We start from the raw sequence: 16,230 nt of genomic DNA, 5'->3' as shown, positions 1-16,230 counted from the left end.
CCCGGGCCCCCCCGCGGGGGCCCCCCCGGCGGGCGCTCCCCCCCGCCCCCCCGAGGGGCGGCCCCGCGCCCGCCGCGCGCCCCGCCGGTCGTGCGCGGAGCGGGTACGGGCGTGGGGATCCCGTACGGTCATGCGGTGGTGCCTCCGTACCGGGGCGACAGGTCGCACCCCGGTACGGAGGGGCCGGCTAGAAGACGCTGACGCCGTAGGCGTTCAGGGCCTCCACGACCGGCTGGAAGAACGTGGTGCCGCCGGAGGTGCAGTTGCCGCTGCCGCCCGAGGTCAGGCCCAGCGCCGTGGTGCCGGAGAAGAGCGAGCCGCCGCTGTCGCCGGGCTCGGCGCAGACGTTGGTCTGGATCATGCCGTAGACGATGTCGCCGCCGCCGTAGTTGACGGTCGCGTTGAGCGCGGTGACCGTACCGGAGCGGACCCCGGTGGTGGAGCCGCTGCGCCGCACGCTCTGGCCGACCGTGGGGTTGGCCGCGCTGGTGATGTCCTGGTATGTGCCGTTGTACAGGTAGACCCGGCCGTCGGCCGCCGCCGAGTTGGAGTGGCGGATGATGCCGTAGTCGTTGTTCGGGAAGCTCGTGCCGGTGCGGGTGCCCAGCGAGGCGGTGCCGGCGGAGTTGGTGTACCAGGTGCTGCCGATGTTGGTGCAGTGTCCGGCGGTCAGCGCGTAGTACGTCGAGCCGCTGCGGACGTTGAAGCCGAGGGAGCAGCGGCCGCCGCCGGCGTAGATGGCCTCGCCGCCCGCGATCAGCTTGCTGAACTTGCCTTCGGTGTGCTTGATCGTGACGCCCGCGGCGCTGTCCGCCACGGAGTTCTTGATCTCGGCGATCTCCGCGTCGGAGACCCGGCTGTCGACGGTGACGACGACCTTGCCGGACGCCTTGTCCGTGTACCAGGAGGTACCGGCGATGTCAGCGGCGCCGATGGCGCTGCTGGCGGCGGCGAGCTGCGCCGCGGAAGGAGCGGGGGCCGGCGCCGGGGCGGCGACGGCACTCGGGGCCGCAAGCGCGACGGCGGTCACCAGACCGGAGGCGACGGCGAGGAGCCGGGCTCGTCTGGACACCGCGCTGAGGGGGGAAAGGCGCTTGATGGTCACAACATCCTCCATTGAGTGGGGGAGCGTTGCGGCCCGTTGGGTAAGCGGGCCGCCGCGTACGACCGTTCACCGCCAACGGTTTTGGCCGTGAACCTGTCAATCGCACGAGGTGAATCCTTGGGTTCCTCCGCCCATCGGGCAAGACCGACTTCTGGACCGGCGCCACGGACCTGCCGCGACGCCCGGGGGCGCGGTCCCCGGACCCCTCGCGGCCCCGTCGGGGCGCCCCGTCCGACCGCCCGGACGGGCTCCCGCGAATGAGCTCCTGCAAAGCCCGCGGTGCGGGGCGCCACCGCTGGTGACACTCCGTCAGCACCCGTGCTGAGCGGGGGCTATCGTTCCCTGGTGTCATTCGGCCACGCGGTTGACCGTCACGAACACACATGGTTCACCGTGGGTGTCGGAGGGATGACGCAACGGTTCTCCGTCTCCCCGGAGTTGCGGCCGAACGGTGGGGATCTCTGCGCGTAGAACGTCCGTTTGGCGATGGCGTACGACGAAATGCTCTCGCGATGATCATGGCCGAATCTTTTCGATCCGATGCGGGGGTGCAGCCGGAACCGCGCCGGACCGCAACCGGATTCGGCCGGAGGGGCGCTCTTGTGTTCCGTGACGACCTGTGCAGCGCGTGGGGGGTACGGGGCGGGGCGGACCGGCTACAGGGCGCCGTACGCGGCGTCGATCAGCGCCGCCTTGCGTGGATCGTCCGCGATGTGCGGGCCCATGCGGTTCATGACGTACCCCATCGCGAGGGCCGCCTCCGGGTCGGCGAGCCCGAAGGACCCGCCGAAACCGTCATGGCCGAACGCCCTCGGGTTGGGGCCGTACAGCGCGTACGGGCCGCTGAGCCAGAGCCCGAGACCGGCCTCCGTGTCATGGCCGAAGCCCGCCCCCAGCACCAGGTCCCGGCAGCTCCCCTGCCCCTCGCGGACGCGTTCGGCCGTCTCCGGGGAGAGCACGCGACGGCCGTCGACGCTGCCGCGTCCCGCGAAGATCCCGTACAGCGCGGCGACCCCGCGCGCCGTCGCGTGCCCGTTGGCGGCAGGGACCTCCGCCGCCCGCCATGCCGGGGTGTTGGCGTCGTCGGCGCTCATCCCCGGGTTGGCCACGGCCGCCAGCGCGACCGGCGTCAACCGGGCGTAGTGCGCGGCCTGCTCGGGGGTGATCTCGACCGGCGACCGGACCACGTCGGCGGCGCGGTGCGCCTGCGACTCCGGCAGCCCGACGGAGAAGTCGATGCCCAGCGGCCCCGTCACCTCCTGGCGCAGGAACGCCCCGGGCCGCAGCCCCGTGATCCGCCGGACCACCTCGCCGACGAGGAAGCCGAAGGTCGTCGCGTGGTAGCCGGACCGGGTGCCCGGCTCCCACCAGGGCTCCGTCGCGGCGAGCCGGGCGGTCGTCAGCTCCCAGTCCAGGACCTGGCTCAGGGAGTGCGGTTCGCGCAGCCCGGCCAGCCCCGCCCGGTGGGTGAGCAGATGGCGTACGGTGACGGACTCCTTGCCCGCCGCCGCGAACTCCGGCCAGTACGTGGCGACCGGCGCGTCCAGGGCGAGGAGCCCGCGGTCGAGCAGCAGATGCGCGCAGAGCGCCGTCGCGCCCTTGGTGGTCGACCACACGTTGACCAGGGTGTCCCGCTCCCACGCCCTGGTGTGCGCGGAGTCGGCCCAGCCGCCCCACAGGTCGACCACGGTGCGCCCCTCGACCCGTAGAGCCACGGCGGCACCCAGCTCCCGGCCCTCGTGGAAGCTCCGCTCGAAAGCCGTTCTCACGGCGGCGAACCGGTCGTCGCAGTGGCCCTGGACGACCGCTGTCAGCTCCGTCATGATGCCCTCCGTCACCCCGGGCGGACCCGATGGCCCGCCGTGACCCGGTTGCCCCGGAACGTACCGGCGGGGCCGGGGCGGCGGGAAGACGGCCGGATACGGACCCGGCTCGCCTCCGTCTATGTGTCCGTGGCCGCGCCCCCGCGCCGGTGCCGGGCCACGGCGTCGTTGTTGGCGCACCGTACGGAGCAGTAGGCGCGCCGGCCGTTGCGCGAGGTGTCGACGAAGACCAGGCCGCACCGCGTACGGGCGCAGCGGCCCAGCCGGGTGTGGCCGGCGAAGCAGATCACATGCGCGAGGGCGGCGGCCGTGACGGCACGGATATGGGCGACCGGGCCCAGGGCCGGGTCGGCGTAGTGGAGGTGCGGGGCATGGCCGTCGTGGACCGTGATGAACGGTTTGCTGGCGGCCTCGGCCAGCAGGCCGTTGACGGTCCCGCGGCGCGTCTCCGGGTCCCGCGGGCCGAAACAGGGCGCCAGCCGGTGGCTCCACGCCTCCACCTCGGCGGCCTCCCCGGCGGTCAGCGAGCGCCGGGCGGTGCCGCGCGCGGCGAGCAGCGGCTCCAGGGCTGCCGGCGTGAACGGGTCGCCGGTGGTGGTGGCGTTGACCAGGTCCGCGGCGAGCAGGGCGGCCTCGCCGCCGTAGTGGGTGAACTGCATCACCCCACCGTAGCCAATGTAATGGTTGAACGTATCTAGGTCATGACAGCAGTCTGGCCCCATGCGAATACGCTGCGGTGAGGGCGGATGTTCCGCGCACGGGAACGGGTGCGCGGACCGGCACCCGGATCCCGACGACGGCCCCGCCCCCGATCCCGACGACGGCCCCGCCCCGGATTCCGGCGGCGCCCCGGTGCCCGGCCCCGGCCCGGTGTCCGACGGCGGCCCGGACGACGACCGGTGCGCCGTGTGCGACCGGGCGGGCGCGGCGGACGGTGCGCGCTGGTCCCTCCTCTCGCGCCATCCGAGCTCCCAGGGGGTGGTGGAGTACTGCGCCTGCCGCTGCGGCGGTGTGGTGGTCCTGGTCGACGGCGGGTTCGCGAAGATCCTTCCGGGGCGCGCCCCGGACCGTACGGGTGAGCGCGGCCGTTGACGCGGCGCCGGGTGGGTATCCGGACAGGCGGGGAGCCCGTACGCCCCGGAGACCTATCCGAAGGAGGGGAGCGCCGTGAGCGAACTCCAGATCCTCGTCGCCGTGGCCGTCGTGCTGGTGGCCGTCACCCTGGGCGTCGCGATCGTCCTGGCCGTACGGCTCGTCCGGGCCCGCGGCGTACTGCGGAAGGCGGGCCTGCCGCAGACGAAGAAGTGGCTGTTCTGGGGGGCCCTCGGCTATCTGGTCCTCCCCGTCGACCTGCTGCCCGACCCCGTGTACCTCGACGACATCGGGGTGCTGCTGATGGCGCTGCGCTCGCTGCACGCGGAACGGCCGGAGCGGGAGAAGCTTCCGTGACCCCGGGGTGGCCGGTGCCGGGCCGGTGCGGTCAAGGGATGATCGCACCGCACCACTAGAGTTTCAGACCGGTTTCATCCCGGCACGAGAGGTACCAGTGACTCAGCACGCGATCCCGGACGGCAGCGTCGGCGGAAGGGGCCACGGCGGCGGCGAGGCCGGCCAGGGGACGGACGACGGCGGCCACGGCACGGGGGGCGCGGACCCGCGCGACTGGTGGCGCGAGTCCGTCGTCTACCAGGTGTACGTCCCGAGCTTCGCCGACGCCGACGGCGACGGCATGGGCGACCTGCGGGGGATCACCGACCGCCTCGGCCATGTCGCGGAGCTGGGCGCCGACGCGGTCTGGCTCACGCCGTTCTACCCCTCCCCGCTGGCGGACGGCGGCTACGACGTCGCCGACTACCGGGACGTCGACCCGCGCCACGGCACTCTGGAGGACTTCCGCGCGCTGCTGGCGCGGGCCCGCGCCCTCCAGCTCCGTACGATCGTCGACATCGTGCCCAACCACTGCTCCGACCGGCACCCCTGGTTCGTGGAGGCCCTGGCCTCCCCGCCGGGATCCGCCGCCCGTGACCGGTTCGTCTTCCGGGACGGCGGCGGTCCTGACGGGGCGGAGCCGCCCGCCGACTGGCAGTCCAAGTTCGGCGGCGCGGCCTGGACCCGCGTCCCCGACGGTCAGTGGTACATGCATATCTTCGCCGCCGAGCAGCCCGATCTGAACTGGGAGAACTCCGACGTCGTCGCCGACTTCGAGCGCACCCTGCGCTTCTGGCTGGACCTCGGCGTCGACGGTTTCCGGATCGACGTGGCGCACGGCCTGCGCAAGGACCTCACCCCGCCGCTGCGCGACACCCGCGGCGGCGACACCGCGCCCCTGAACGCGCCGCCCAGCGGTGAGGACCACCCCTTCTGGGACCGCGACGAGGTCCATGACGTCTACCGCGTCTGGCGCAAGATCACCGACTCGTACGCCCCGGCCCGGATCATGGTCGCGGAGGCGGGGGTCAGCGCGGCGCGACTGCCGCTGTACACCCGGCCCGACGAACTCCACCAGGCGTTCAACTTCTTCCATCTGCGCTGTCCCTGGGGCGCCGAAGCCTTCCGGGACACCGTCGACCTGTCTCTCACCGGCGCCGCGTCCGTCGGCTCCCTGCCGACCTGGGTGCTCTCCAACCACGACGTGGTCCGCCACCTCACCCGCTACGCGCTGCCCGAGGGGACCGACCCGCGCGCCTGGCTGATGAGCGAGGGCCCCACGCCCGCGCCCGACGAGGCGCGCGGCCGGCGGCGGGCCCGCGCCGCAGCGCTGCTGACCCTCGCCCTGCCCGGTACGACCTACCTCTACCAGGGCGAGGAGCTGGGGCTGCCCGAGGTCGCCGACCTGCCCGCCGACGCGCTGCGCGACCCGATGTGGGAGCGCACCGGCCGTACGGTCAAGGGCCGGGACGGCTGCCGGGTGCCGCTGCCCTGGACGGTGTCCGGCACCAGCCACGGCTTCGGGCCCGGCGGGAGCTGGCTGCCCCAGCCGGCGGACTGGGGCGCGTACTCCGTCGAGGCGCAGACGGGCCGCCCCGGCTCGTTCCTGGAGCTGTACCGTACGGCGCTGACCGTGCGCCGGGGCTTCCGCGGCGACGAACGCTTCGTGTGGCTGCCGTCGGCCGAGGGCGAACTGGCCTTCCGCAAGGGCGCGGGGCTGGAGTGCCGCGTCAACTTCTCCGACGTTCCGGTGCCGTTGCCCGCGGGCGCGGTCCCGCTGCTCGGCAGCGAGGCGCCGGAGCGCGACGGGGTGACGGGCGCCCCGCTGCTCGCACCGGACACGGCGGTCTGGCTGGACGCACGGGGGTAGCGCCGGAGCGGCGGGGCCGCGCGACGCCGCGCGGGGGTGGAGCCGGGGGAGGGGCGGTCAGATCACGCGGACGACGTGCTTGCCCCGTACCCCTCCCGCCTCCAGCGCGCGGTGGGCCGCCGCGATCTCCGCGAGGGGGTGGACGGTGTCCACGACCGGCCGCAGCACCCCGCTCTCCACATAGCCGGTCAGATCGGCGAAGTCCTGGTGCAGGGGGTTGCCGCTGAAGAACCGGACCCGCCGGGAGCCGTACACGGCGGACGCGAGCGTGTACGCGAGCGAGGCGGCGGCCCGGTCGATGTCGAGGGCGATGCCCACCATGCGCCCGCCGGGCGCGAGCAGCCGCCGGTAGGAGGCCGCCTCGCTGCCCACGCTGTCGAGGACGACGTCGAAGGCGCCGAGGTCCCGCAGCTCGCCGGGGCCGGTCTCGCGGTAGTCGTACGCCTCGTCGGCGCCCAGTTCCCGTACGAGCTCCAGGTTCTTGCCGCTCGCGAGCGCGGTGACATGCGCGCCGTACGCCCGTCCGAGCTGGACGGCGACATTGCCGACCCCGCCGCTCGCGCCCCGGACGAGCAGCCGCTCACCGGGCCGGACGCGGGCCTTGTCGCGCAGGGCGGTGACCGCCGTCGTACCGACGGGCAGCGCGGCGGCCTCCACCAGGTCGAGTCCGGCGGGGGCGAGCGCCACCTGCCGGGGCCGTACGGTCACATACTCGGCCGCGCTGCCCATGCGTCCGCGCGGAACCCCGCTCCGGGGCAGCAGGCCCCAGACCCGCGCGCCCACCGCCGGGCCGGTGAGCCCGGGGCCCAGGGCGGCGACCTCACCGGTGAAGTCGATACCGATGCGCCGGGGGAAGGTCCGGCCGCCGAGCAAGCGCAACTTGCCCGCGCGCATGGTGAGTTCGCCGCCGTTCACACTGGTGCCGTGCACCCGTACCAACAGCTCGCCGGGGCCGGCGACGGGGGTGGGCACCGTGCCCTCGTAGAGCACGTCAGGAGGGCCGTAACGGTCGTACAGCGCGGCGCGCATCTCGCTCAATGCCTTGCCCATCAGGAAGAGGAAGAGGGGTTAAGTGGAAGAGGTCTTTCACTTAATCGTCACGCTAACACGCGAACCGGACGACCTCTTCCACTTGGTTTAAAGTGAGAGACATGCCCGCCAAACCCTCTCGGATCCTGCGCGCCGACGCCCTCAACAACCGGCTGCGCATCGTCGAGGCCGCCCGCGAGACCTTCGCCGAACTCGGGCTCGACGTGCCGATGTCCGAGATCGCCCGGCGCTCCGGGGTCGGCGCGGCCACCCTCTACCGGCGTTTCCCCACCAAGGAGTCGCTGGTCACGGAGGTCTTCACGGACCAGCTCGCGGAGTGTGTCGCGGTCGTGGACGACGCCGCGAGCGACCCCGACCCCTGGCGCGGGTTCTGCGCGGTCATCGAGAAGGTGTGCGCCCTGCACGCCGTCGACCGGGGGTTCACCGCCGCGTTCCTCACGGCGTTCCCCGGCGCGCTCAGCTTCGAGCGGGAGCGCGAACGCGCCGAGGGGGTGTTCGGCGGGCTCATCCGCCGGGCGCAGGAGGCGGGACGGCTGCGCGCCGACTTCGTCCTGGAGGACCTCACCCTCGTCCTCCTGGCCAACGGCGGTGTCGCCGCGGGATCCGGCGGCGCCGGGCCGGTCGCCTCCCGCCGGCTCGTGGGCTATCTGCTCCAGTCGTTCCGGGCCGAGGGCGCCGTCCCCCTGCCGCCCCCGGCGCCGGTCGGACTGGACCGGATGTACTGTCCGCAGGACTGACGGGCCGTCAGGCGCCGCGCTGCCACTGCTGGTTGGTCGATCCGCCACAGGTGTACGTGATGACCTTGGCGGAGTTCTCCGCCGACGCCGAGGTGACATCGAGGCATTCGCCGCTCGCCCGCGAGGTCAGCGTCGTGTACCCGCTCGCGTTCACCGCCACCCGCCACTGCTGCTCGGGCGCGGAGCCGCACGCGCGCTGCTGGACGTCGGCCGCCGTCTCGGTCAGACAGAGCGAGCTGTGCCGGGCCATCAACTGCACGTAGCCGTCACCGGTGTTCCTGAACCAGAAGCGCTGATTGCCGCCGCCGTTGCAGGTGTACTGGGTGAGGGCGACATTGTCCACGATCGACTGGTTCGGTATGTCGGCGCACTTGCCGCTGTGCCGGGCGGTCAGCGTCTCGTACGGCCCGCCGGAACCGGTCACGGTGCCCGCCGCCGTGTCGACGGTCAGCTCCGGGTACCAGTCCATGGTCATCGAGGTGCTGGTCGGGAAGGCGAGCGGCAGCCACACGTACCGCGAGTCGTTGACCTTCTGGCCGAACGAGTTGCCCCACCGGTCGCCCATGTAGAGGTACGCCGTCCCCGAGGTGCCCTGGACGGGCAGGACGTACGCGGTCTGGGAGTTGTACGCCGTCGCGTCGCCGACGTTGCGCATCGCGCTCCACGGTCCGGCGAGCGAGGTCGCGGTGGCGTACTGCTGCTGGTTGGGGCTCCAGCCGGTGGCGCCGGACGTCAGCATGAAGTACACACCGCCGCGCTTGAACAGCGCCGGCGCCTCGCGGTGGCCGCCCGGCCAGGGGTTGGCGACCAGGCTCGCGACACCGGTGTAGTCCGAGGTGAGCCGGTAGATCTGGAGGTCGTAGTTCTCGCGGGCCGCCGACACCATGTAGCCGGCGCCGTCGGTGTCCGTGAAGAGGGTGATGTCCCGCGACATATGGGTGTCGAGCGGCCGGAAGCTGCCCTTCCAGGTGTAGTCGCCGTCGATCGTGGCGGACGTGGCCACGGCGGCCCGCGCCTGGCTGTAGTCCGTGGCGCTCTCCTTGTGCATCCACATCACGAACCGGCCGGTCGCCGCGTTGTAGACGACCTTCGGCCGCTCGATGTTGGCGGCGGCCAGCTCCGGATCGCTGGCCTGCGTCAGCACATGCCGGCGGAACTCCCAGGTCTTCAGGTCCGCCGAGCGGTACGCCGAGACGTACCGGAAGGTGTTGTCCGTGTTGCGGTTCTCGCCGAACCAGTAGTACCAGGCACCCACCTTGACGACCCCGCCGCCGTGGGCGTGCACCAACTGGCCCGTGCTGTCGGTGAACTGGCCGCCGTTGGTGACGGAGACCGGACCGGCCCCGGCGCCCTGCGCGGCGGTCGCGGGCAGGACGAGCCCCGCCACCGCGACACAGAGTGCGAGCAGGAACGTACGCACGCGACTCATCTCAGACACGCTCCCTCAGTACGGTGAAGTGCCGGGCGAAGCCCGAGAGTCCGGGCAGTTGGCGGATCGGCGTCCAGGTGCGCAGTCCGTCCAGACTGTCGCTGTAGTAGTACTTCTGCTCCGCGTAGCCGTCGAAGTAGATCCGCCAGCCGCCGTTGTCCAGTTGGACGAGCGCGGGCCCCTCGCGCCAACTGCCCCAGCCCGCCCAGTCACCGGTGCCGGTGAAGGTGTACGGCCCTTCGAGCCGGTCCGCGACGGCGTGCTCCAGGTACTTCGTCGTCTCCTGCTTGGTGATCGCGTGGTACTTGCCGTCGTGCCGCACGACGAACGTGTCGATGTAGTTCGACCGGTCGAGCCCGGTCAGCGGCCTCGGCGTGGTCCAGGTGCGCAGCGACGCGTCCGTCGCGGTGAGCAGATGCGGCCGGAAGGTGTACGTGTTCGTCGTGTCGAGCGAGACGATCAGATGCGTACGGCCGTCGGCGTCCACGAACCACTCGGGCGCCCAGGTACGCGCCAGCCCGGCCACCGGCAGGGTGTGGCGGGCGAAGAACTCCCAGTTGGTACGGTCCCTGCTGCGGGCGAGGCCGATGGTGTTCCCGGTCCAGTCGGTGGTGTGCGCGATGTAGTAGTAGCCGTCGGTGTGCCGGATCAGGCTCGGGTCGCGGATCAGCCCCGAGGGCGGGGTGTACGCGGGCCCCTTCAGCAGGGTGTACCCCAGCGCGTCCGCCGACTCGTACACGTACATGTTGGACTCGCTGGAGTTGGTGAACGCCGTCATCGTGTACCGCGTCACCGCCGCCGAGGTGTCCGGGACCGGCGCGTCGGCCACCGGCACCCCGAAGTCCGGTGTGCCGTCCGCCTTCCAGCCGAGCGTCTGGATCCGGGTGTGGCGGTTCGGGTCGTCGAGCGGATCGCCGTTGATCTCCTTGTACTGCCGCGCGTGGTAGACGAGGACGTCCGTCCGCCCGTCCTCGGCGACCGTGAACGAGTTGTGGCCGGGGCCGTACTGCCCGTTCGCCTCACTGCTGACGAAGACCGGAACGGGCGACTTCGACCAGGACGCGGGGGCGAGCAGATCACTGCCGGCGTCGGCGGTGAGCAGCCCCATGCAGTAGTGGTGGTCGGTGGCGCTCGCCGAGTACGAGACGAAGACACGGCCGCCCCGTTGGATGACGGCCGGTCCCTCGTTGACCCGGTACCCGACGGTCTCCCACGCGAACTCCGGTGTGGTGAGCCTGATCTGCGGGCCCTTGAGGGTCCACGGGTTCGCCATCGCGGAGAGGAAGAGACCGCTGTTGTTGTCGATTCCCGGCTCCTGCTGCGCCCAGGCGAGATAGCGGGTGCCGCGATGGGTGAAGGTGGTCGCGTCGAGGGAGAAGGTGTCCCAGGCGGTGGTGATCCGCCCCTTCTCCTTCCACGTGCCCAGGAACGGGTCCGGATGCTCGTTCTCCAGCACCCAGATCCGGATCTTCCACACGTCGTCGGCGCGTCCCGCCGCGAAGTAGATGTACCACTTCCCGTCGATGTGATGGATCTCCGGCGCCCAGATGTGCGCGCCCATGTCCCCGCTCGTGTGTCTGCGCCAGATCACCGACTCCTCGGCGGTCGAGAGACCGCCCAGGGAGCGGGACCGGCGCAGGATGATGCGGTCGTACTCGGGCGCCGTCGCCGTGAAGTAGTAACGGCCGTCGGTGTGACGGTGGATGTACGGGTCGGCCCGCCGCTCCACCAGCGGGTTGCGGTACGCCGGCCCGGCCGCGGCCGTACGGTCCGCACCGGTACCCGCGGCGTGGGGGGTGCCGGGTGCCGGGGTGCGCGGGGTGCCCGGCGCCGCGGCGTGGGCGAGGCCGGGAAGTGCGGCGAGTGCGCCCGCGCCGAGCGCCCCTTTCAACAGCAGGCGGCGGCCGGGGACATCACTGCGGCTCATGCAGTCTCCCTTTCCGGGACAGAGGGTCGCGTTCGAGAAGTCGAACACCATCTGTGATTCCGAACGCCGAAACCGTAGAGGCGCGTTACAGGGAGGTCAACGGGGCGGACGGGACCAACTCGCCTGTCCCGTCCGCCCCTGGGACATCACCGGCCCCGGGTTCCCCCGGGCTCCACCGGACGGGTCAGAGCCCGTAGCGGCTCTTCATGTGACGCCAGAAGTCCCGGTACATCCACTGGTCGAACTCGGTGATCCGGGTGGCGCTGCCCGCCTTCATGAGGAAGCCGCCGACACCGGTCGGGGTCCAGTCGTAGAAGTCGTCGAGACCGTAGGTGTGCCCGATCTCGTGCTCCAGGATGTGGATGTCCTCCTGGGCCCGCGCGCCGACCATGTACTCGCTGCCGATCCGCTGGCCCCAGTCACCGCCCGCGCCGCCCTGGAACCCCTTGGTCAGCCAGAGCGACTGGTCGTAGTGGCGGGCCGCTCCGCCGGGACACCTGGAGTAGTCGCCGTTCTGGTGGAAGAAGCGCCCGCAGTCGGGCGCGCACTGCGGGGCGCCCCCGCCGTCGAGCACATTGGTGTAGATGTCCACGGAGTTGTCCGTCCACTGGAGCGTGGAGCGGTTCTTGACGGCCCAGCCGACGATGTCGACCGGGACGTTCTGGTACGGGAAGCCCTCGAAGCCCGCGACGGTGTCCGTCCACTTCTTCGACTGGCGCTTCAGCGCGGTGTGGATCTCGTCGCGCAACTGCGCGCTGACCGGCTGGTCCGACTCCCAGCGGACGCAGTAGGAGATCCGGCCCTTGTTGGCCATCACCTGGTCCCAGCCGTAGTTGCGGAAGCCGTACAGGTCGGGGTACGTGGTCTCGACGTGCCGCCAGACCTCGTTCAGCGGCTGGACGAGCTGGGCGGGCGGGTTCCAGGCGGCCGGCGCCGCCGCGGCGGGCGCGGTCCCGGCGCCGAGGACGGGTGCGGCGCCGGCCGGGGTGACCAGACCGAGAACGGTGAGGGCGCCGACTGCGAGGGTGATCACAGCGGTACGGAGCGGGTGCAAGGACATCACGACTCTTCCCGGATGGGGGGCAGGGGGTGTGGGCGCGGACGCGCACACCCCCAGGTCTCCGCCGGGCGCCGAAAGGTTGCCGTCACGCGGACGGCCGGGACGCTTCCCTGGACCGCGTGCGGGGGAGCGGTCGCCACGTGGCTCCGGCCGCCGCTCCCGGCGGGTCGAGGCGGGGCAGGAACAGCACGGCGTCGTAGTCGTCGGGCGCGCCCGGGTCGAGCGGGAAGTAGCTGGGGTACTCGCTCCCGCGCGGCGCCAACTCGCCCGCCTCCGCGACCAGTCCGGCCAGTTCGGCGGCGGTCACCAGGCGCGGCGCCGAGGTGGTCGCGGCCAGCAGGCCCTCCAGGGTGTTCGCCGGTGGCGCGCCGATGCCCAGATGCGGTGCGGAGCCGATCGCCGTCGCGAGGACCACGTACCCGGGGCCGTGGGTACGGGCGAGATGGGCACCGGCCGGGCTCCACTCCACGTCCATGTCGCCGAACCGGGTGCGCGTCGGGCGCCGCCGCAGATGCAGGTTGTGGGCGAAGGCCAGGACCGGGCCCCGCCCCTGTTCACGGGCGGCGAGCGCGTCCAGGTTGGCCGCCATCATCGCGTCGCGGATCCCCGTGCACCGCGCCAGCCGCTCCCGGCGATCGGTCCGGGCCAGGACCGCGTGGTAGGCGAGCAGCCCGGCGGCGGTGCGGGCGGCGAGTTCGGCCTCGCGCAACGCCTCCGCCGGGGCGCCCACACCGAGGTGGGGCGCCCCGGCGGCGAGCAGCCACCCGAGATCGTCGGTGATCACCCGCAGTTCGCGGGCGTCCGCCGTGTCACCGACGGAGTACGCGTGGTCCATCGTGGCGCGGGGGTCGGACCAGCGGCCGTCGTCGCCGAGCAGCGCCTCGATCCGGCTCCACGGGTACGGCACCGTCGCGCCGCGCGCGGTGAGGAAGGCGTGCAGCAGGCGCAGGGCCGCGCGCGGACTGTGCGCCCCGCTCCGGTCGCTGTTCTCCATCGGCGCGTCGAACCCGGCGAAACGCACCTGCTCGGCCGGGGGCCGGGTGCCGTTGTGCGCGGTCAGCCATGCGACCAGCGCGCGATTGGCGGGGAGGGCCCCGAACCCGTGGCTGAAGCCCTCGGCCATCACCTCGTCGAGAGGCCCGTCGCCGCCCCGGACATGGTCGTCCACCAGGCGCCCCGCGAGGCAGTCCGATTCCAGCGTCACACAGCGGCATCCCGCGTGGGCGACGAGCCCCCTCAGCAGCTCGTCGCGCAGCCGGGGGAAGGCGGCGTCGCCGTGCAGCGCCTCACCCAGGGCCAGCACACGGGGCATCCGCGCCCGCGTCCCCAGGAACCGCTCGACGGCCGCGTACATCGATTCGTCTGTCGTCATGGCTTCGACGCTATCGTTGACGTTCCGGTTGAAGTCTGGTCCCGAAAACACCGGGAACAGCGCCGGAAAACCTCAAACGGGAGGACACCCGACGGCTCGGAGGAGCACGTATGAGACCCGTGGATCTGGCCCGGCCGCACGGACTGTCCGGGCAGGCCGTCCGCAACTACGAGGCCGCCGGCGTCCTGCCCGCCGCCGAGCGCACCCCCTCCGGCCACCGGCGCTACACCCGCGAGCACGCCGCCGCGCTGCGGACCTTCCTCGCCCTGATCCCCGCCCACGGCCACGCCGCCGCCCGCTCGGTCATGACGCTGCTCAACACCGGCCGGACCGTCGAGGCGCTCACCGTGATCGACCGCGGCCACGCCGAACTCCTCGCCGACCGCGAGACGCTGGACGCCATCGAGCGGGCCCTCACCGAGCTGACCCATGTCCCCGACGCCACCCAGCGCCCCGCCACCGTCGGGGCGCTCGCCCACCGGCTGCGCCTGCGCCCGGCGACCCTGCGCCGGTGGGAACGGGCCGGTCTGCTGCACCCGGCCCGGGATCCCGCCACCGGCTACCGGACCTACACCCCCGCCGACGTCCGCGACGCCCACCTGGTCCACCAGCTCCGGCGCGGCGGCTACCTCCTCACCCAGATCGCGCCGCTCCTGGCCGAACTGCGCGAGGCCGCCTCGCCCGACTCGGCGGCGTCCGCCATCGCCGACCGCCGCCACCGCCTGCACACCCGCGCCCTCGCCATGCTCCGCGCGTCCGCCGAGACCGGGCACTACCTCGACGGGCGCGGCCACCGCCGCACGGACGACCGGACATGACGGGCGGCCGTCAGCCGGCCACGAGCACGGCGGCGCCGTCCACCCGGTCCGCCGCGAGATCGGCGAGCGCCCGGTCCGCCCGGTCGAAGGGGTACGGGGTGACCGTCACACGGATCCCGATCCGGTCGGCCAGCGCCAGGAAGTCCCGCCCGTCCCGCCGGGTGTTGGAGGTGACACTGCGCAGCTCGCGCTCCTGGAAGAGATGGCGCCGATAGTTCAGCACCGGGATGTCGGAGAGATGGATCCCCGCGACGGCGAGCGTCCCCGCCCGGTCCAGCGCCGCCAGCGCCACCGGCACCAGATCGCCCACCGGGGCGAAGAGGACCGCGGCGTCCAGCGGCTCCGGCGGCGGATCGTCGGCGCCGCCCGCGGAGGCGGCCCCCAGCTCCAGGGCGAGTTCCCGCGCCCGCGGCGACCGGGTCAGCACATGGACGGTGGCGCCCTCGGCCAGCGCGACCTGCGCCGCCAGATGGGCGGACGCGCCGAATCCGTAGATCCCCAGCCGCCCGCCCGGCGGGAGCGCGCTGCGGCGCAGCGACCGGTAGCCGATGATCCCCGCGCAGAGCAGCGGCGCCAGTGAGGCGGCGTCCCGGTCCTCCGGCAGCCGGTACGCGAACGCCTCGGGGACGAGGGCGAGATCGGCGAAGCCGCCGTCCGCGTCCCACCCCGTGTAGCGGGACCCGGGGCAGAGATTCTCCCGCCCTGACCGGCACCACCGGCACGCGCCGCAGGTCGCGCGGAGCCACGCCCCGCCGGCCCGGTCCCCGGTACGGAACACCGCCACGCCCTCGCCCACGGCCACCACCCGGCCGACGATCTCGTGCCCCGGCACGGTGGCGGGGCGGCGCGGGGCCAGATCGCCCTCGGCGAGATGCAGATCCGTCCGGCACACCCCGCACGCCTCGACCCGCAGCAGCAGCTCACCCGGGCCCGGCACCGGCGCCGGTCGGCGCACCCGCACCAGCGGGCCGGTGGAGACGGGCCCGGGGGTCTTTACGGCCCAGCCGCCCATCGGCGGGCCGGCGCCGCCCTCGTCCTTCGCGGGTACGGAAGGAGTCATGACTCCAGCGTGCGTCCGGCGCCCCGCACCGGCAAACGCCGCCACGCAGGGTGCGCGGCGGATGGCCGGAAGCGATCGTACGACCGGATCCTTGGGAACCCCTTTACCTTCACGGGCGTTCAGCCTGCGGCCGTACCCGCGGCCGCCCCGTCGCAGCGGCGGGACCCCCCGTACTCCAGGAGGCAGCAGTGGCCCAGATCGACCTCGACAAGGTGTTGGACAAGGCGTGGGCGGACAAGGACCTGCCCGCCGTGCTCGACGCGCCGGTCTCCGCGCTGAAGGGGGTCTCGGACCGCCAGGGCAAGCTTCTTGACGAGGCGTTCGGCGTCAAGACGGTGGCAGATCTGGCCAACCTGAAGTACGCCCGCTGGGCGCAGGCACTGGCGACGCTCGACCCCTCCGCCAAGTAGCGTTCCGCACCGGCGAACAGAGCCCGGGGGGCGGGGGGGGCGCCCCCCCCCCCGCCGGGCCCCCGGGGGGGGGGTGGTGGGCGCGGGGGCGCCAGGGGGGGGCGCCGGGGGGGGCGCCCCGAGGCGGCGCCAGAGGGAGAG

At 73.0% G+C, this 16,230-nt stretch carries 15 protein-coding genes; 6 read left to right on the top strand and 9 right to left on the bottom strand.

The genetic code is table 11. From position 1 onward, the window contains the following. Positions 1-187 precede the first annotated feature (187 nt). The 3 genes from ACFXPK_RS02540 to ACFXPK_RS02530 all read right to left on the bottom strand — a co-directional run bounded on the left by ACFXPK_RS02540 (position 188) and on the right by ACFXPK_RS02530 (position 3,587). Positions 188-1,105 (bottom strand): S1 family peptidase, encoded by a 918-nt coding sequence (locus ACFXPK_RS02540; RefSeq protein WP_384999664.1) that lies wholly within the window; start codon positions 1,103-1,105, stop codon positions 188-190. A gap of 656 nt (positions 1,106-1,761) precedes the next feature. Further along, the gene (locus ACFXPK_RS02535; RefSeq protein WP_384999667.1) at positions 1,762-2,928 is read right to left on the bottom strand and encodes a serine hydrolase domain-containing protein; all 1,167 of its coding nucleotides are present in this window, start codon (positions 2,926-2,928) and stop codon (positions 1,762-1,764) included. 119 nt (positions 2,929-3,047) lie between these two features. Continuing rightward, positions 3,048-3,587, bottom strand: a complete 540-nt coding sequence (locus ACFXPK_RS02530) for a CGNR zinc finger domain-containing protein (RefSeq protein ID WP_384999670.1) — start codon at positions 3,585-3,587, stop codon at positions 3,048-3,050. Positions 3,588-3,648: 61 nt separating this feature from the next. On the opposite strand from ACFXPK_RS02530, the gene ACFXPK_RS02525 reads away from it, so the two are divergent. The 3 genes from ACFXPK_RS02525 (at position 3,649) to ACFXPK_RS02515 (ending at position 6,226) form a co-directional block, all read left to right on the top strand. Continuing rightward, positions 3,649-4,020 carry a hypothetical protein gene (locus tag ACFXPK_RS02525; RefSeq protein WP_385070751.1) on the top strand — a complete coding sequence of 124 codons (372 nt, stop codon included), beginning with the start codon at positions 3,649-3,651 and terminating at the stop codon, positions 4,018-4,020. 75 nt (positions 4,021-4,095) lie between these two features. After that, on the top strand, positions 4,096-4,377 hold the full coding sequence (locus ACFXPK_RS02520; protein ID WP_384999676.1) for a YkvA family protein: 282 nt from the start codon (positions 4,096-4,098) through the stop codon (positions 4,375-4,377). 241 nt (positions 4,378-4,618) lie between these two features. Further along, complete coding sequence (locus ACFXPK_RS02515; protein WP_384999706.1) at positions 4,619-6,226, top strand: glycoside hydrolase family 13 protein; 1,608 nt, start codon at positions 4,619-4,621, stop codon at positions 6,224-6,226. Between the two features lie 57 nt (positions 6,227-6,283). Here the strand turns inward: ACFXPK_RS02515 and ACFXPK_RS02510 are convergent, their stop codons facing one another. Continuing rightward, complete coding sequence (locus tag ACFXPK_RS02510) at positions 6,284-7,264, bottom strand: NAD(P)-dependent alcohol dehydrogenase (RefSeq protein WP_385070914.1); 981 nt, start codon at positions 7,262-7,264, stop codon at positions 6,284-6,286. Positions 7,265-7,377: 113 nt separating this feature from the next. Here ACFXPK_RS02510 and ACFXPK_RS02505 point away from each other — a divergent pair, with 113 nt between their 5' ends. Further along, complete coding sequence (locus tag ACFXPK_RS02505; RefSeq protein ID WP_384999679.1) at positions 7,378-8,013, top strand: TetR/AcrR family transcriptional regulator; 636 nt, start codon at positions 7,378-7,380, stop codon at positions 8,011-8,013. Positions 8,014-8,020: 7 nt separating this feature from the next. On the opposite strand, the gene ACFXPK_RS02500 is transcribed toward ACFXPK_RS02505, so the two are convergent. The 4 genes from ACFXPK_RS02500 to ACFXPK_RS02485 all read right to left on the bottom strand — a co-directional run bounded on the left by ACFXPK_RS02500 (position 8,021) and on the right by ACFXPK_RS02485 (position 13,801). Further along, positions 8,021-9,442 (bottom strand): RICIN domain-containing protein, encoded by a 1,422-nt coding sequence (locus ACFXPK_RS02500; RefSeq protein WP_385070747.1) that lies wholly within the window; start codon positions 9,440-9,442, stop codon positions 8,021-8,023. Position 9,443: 1 nt separating this feature from the next. Beyond that, entirely contained in the window at positions 9,444-11,369 is a 1,926-nt protein-coding gene (locus ACFXPK_RS02495) for a family 43 glycosylhydrolase (RefSeq protein ID WP_385070744.1), read from the bottom strand. A 184-nt stretch (positions 11,370-11,553) separates the two neighbouring features. Further along, complete coding sequence (locus ACFXPK_RS02490) at positions 11,554-12,429, bottom strand: hypothetical protein (RefSeq protein WP_385070741.1); 876 nt, start codon at positions 12,427-12,429, stop codon at positions 11,554-11,556. An 85-nt stretch (positions 12,430-12,514) separates the two neighbouring features. Further along, positions 12,515-13,801 carry an erythromycin esterase family protein gene (locus ACFXPK_RS02485; RefSeq protein WP_385070739.1) on the bottom strand — a complete coding sequence of 429 codons (1,287 nt, stop codon included), beginning with the start codon at positions 13,799-13,801 and terminating at the stop codon, positions 12,515-12,517. A gap of 110 nt (positions 13,802-13,911) precedes the next feature. Between ACFXPK_RS02485 and ACFXPK_RS02480 the strand changes: the two genes are divergently transcribed. Further along, positions 13,912-14,619 carry a MerR family transcriptional regulator gene (locus tag ACFXPK_RS02480; RefSeq protein ID WP_385070736.1) on the top strand — a complete coding sequence of 236 codons (708 nt, stop codon included), beginning with the start codon at positions 13,912-13,914 and terminating at the stop codon, positions 14,617-14,619. Between the two features lie 10 nt (positions 14,620-14,629). Here ACFXPK_RS02480 and ACFXPK_RS02475 read toward each other — a convergent pair whose 3' ends face one another. After that, positions 14,630-15,631: a zinc-binding alcohol dehydrogenase family protein gene (locus ACFXPK_RS02475; RefSeq protein ID WP_385070912.1), complete on the bottom strand. Its 1,002-nt coding sequence runs from the start codon at positions 15,629-15,631 to the stop codon at positions 14,630-14,632. A 236-nt stretch (positions 15,632-15,867) separates the two neighbouring features. On the opposite strand from ACFXPK_RS02475, the gene ACFXPK_RS02470 reads away from it, so the two are divergent. Then, a complete protein-coding gene (locus ACFXPK_RS02470; protein WP_329828089.1) occupies positions 15,868-16,089 on the top strand; it encodes a hypothetical protein in 222 nt (73 codons plus the stop codon). Positions 16,090-16,230: the final 141 nt, after the last annotated feature.

It is taken from the genome of Streptomyces sp. NPDC059142, assembly GCF_042755665.1.
Classification (GTDB): Bacteria; Actinomycetota; Actinomycetes; order Streptomycetales; family Streptomycetaceae; genus Streptomyces.
Note: the sequence above shows the minus strand (reverse complement) of the source record. Positions and strands in the feature narration are given on the sequence as shown.

Excerpts from the sequence above, each read along its gene's own strand:
- ACFXPK_RS02505 (WP_384999679.1), top strand. The coding sequence starts at position 7,378 with ATGCCCGCCAAACCCTCTCGGATCCTGCGCGCCGACGCCCTCAACAAC.
- ACFXPK_RS02525 (WP_385070751.1), top strand. The coding sequence starts at position 3,649 with ATGCGAATACGCTGCGGTGAGGGCGGATGTTCCGCGCACGGGAACGGG.
- ACFXPK_RS02485 (WP_385070739.1), bottom strand. The coding sequence starts at position 13,801 with ATGACGACAGACGAATCGATGTACGCGGCCGTCGAGCGGTTCCTGGGG.
- ACFXPK_RS02530 (WP_384999670.1), bottom strand. The coding sequence starts at position 3,587 with ATGCAGTTCACCCACTACGGCGGCGAGGCCGCCCTGCTCGCCGCGGAC.
- ACFXPK_RS02475 (WP_385070912.1), bottom strand. The coding sequence starts at position 15,631 with ATGGGCGGCTGGGCCGTAAAGACCCCCGGGCCCGTCTCCACCGGCCCG.
- ACFXPK_RS02535 (WP_384999667.1), bottom strand. The coding sequence starts at position 2,928 with ATGACGGAGCTGACAGCGGTCGTCCAGGGCCACTGCGACGACCGGTTC.
- ACFXPK_RS02480 (WP_385070736.1), top strand. The coding sequence starts at position 13,912 with ATGAGACCCGTGGATCTGGCCCGGCCGCACGGACTGTCCGGGCAGGCC.
- ACFXPK_RS02490 (WP_385070741.1), bottom strand. The coding sequence starts at position 12,429 with ATGTCCTTGCACCCGCTCCGTACCGCTGTGATCACCCTCGCAGTCGGC.
- ACFXPK_RS02500 (WP_385070747.1), bottom strand. The coding sequence starts at position 9,442 with ATGAGTCGCGTGCGTACGTTCCTGCTCGCACTCTGTGTCGCGGTGGCG.
- ACFXPK_RS02495 (WP_385070744.1), bottom strand. The coding sequence starts at position 11,369 with ATGAGCCGCAGTGATGTCCCCGGCCGCCGCCTGCTGTTGAAAGGGGCG.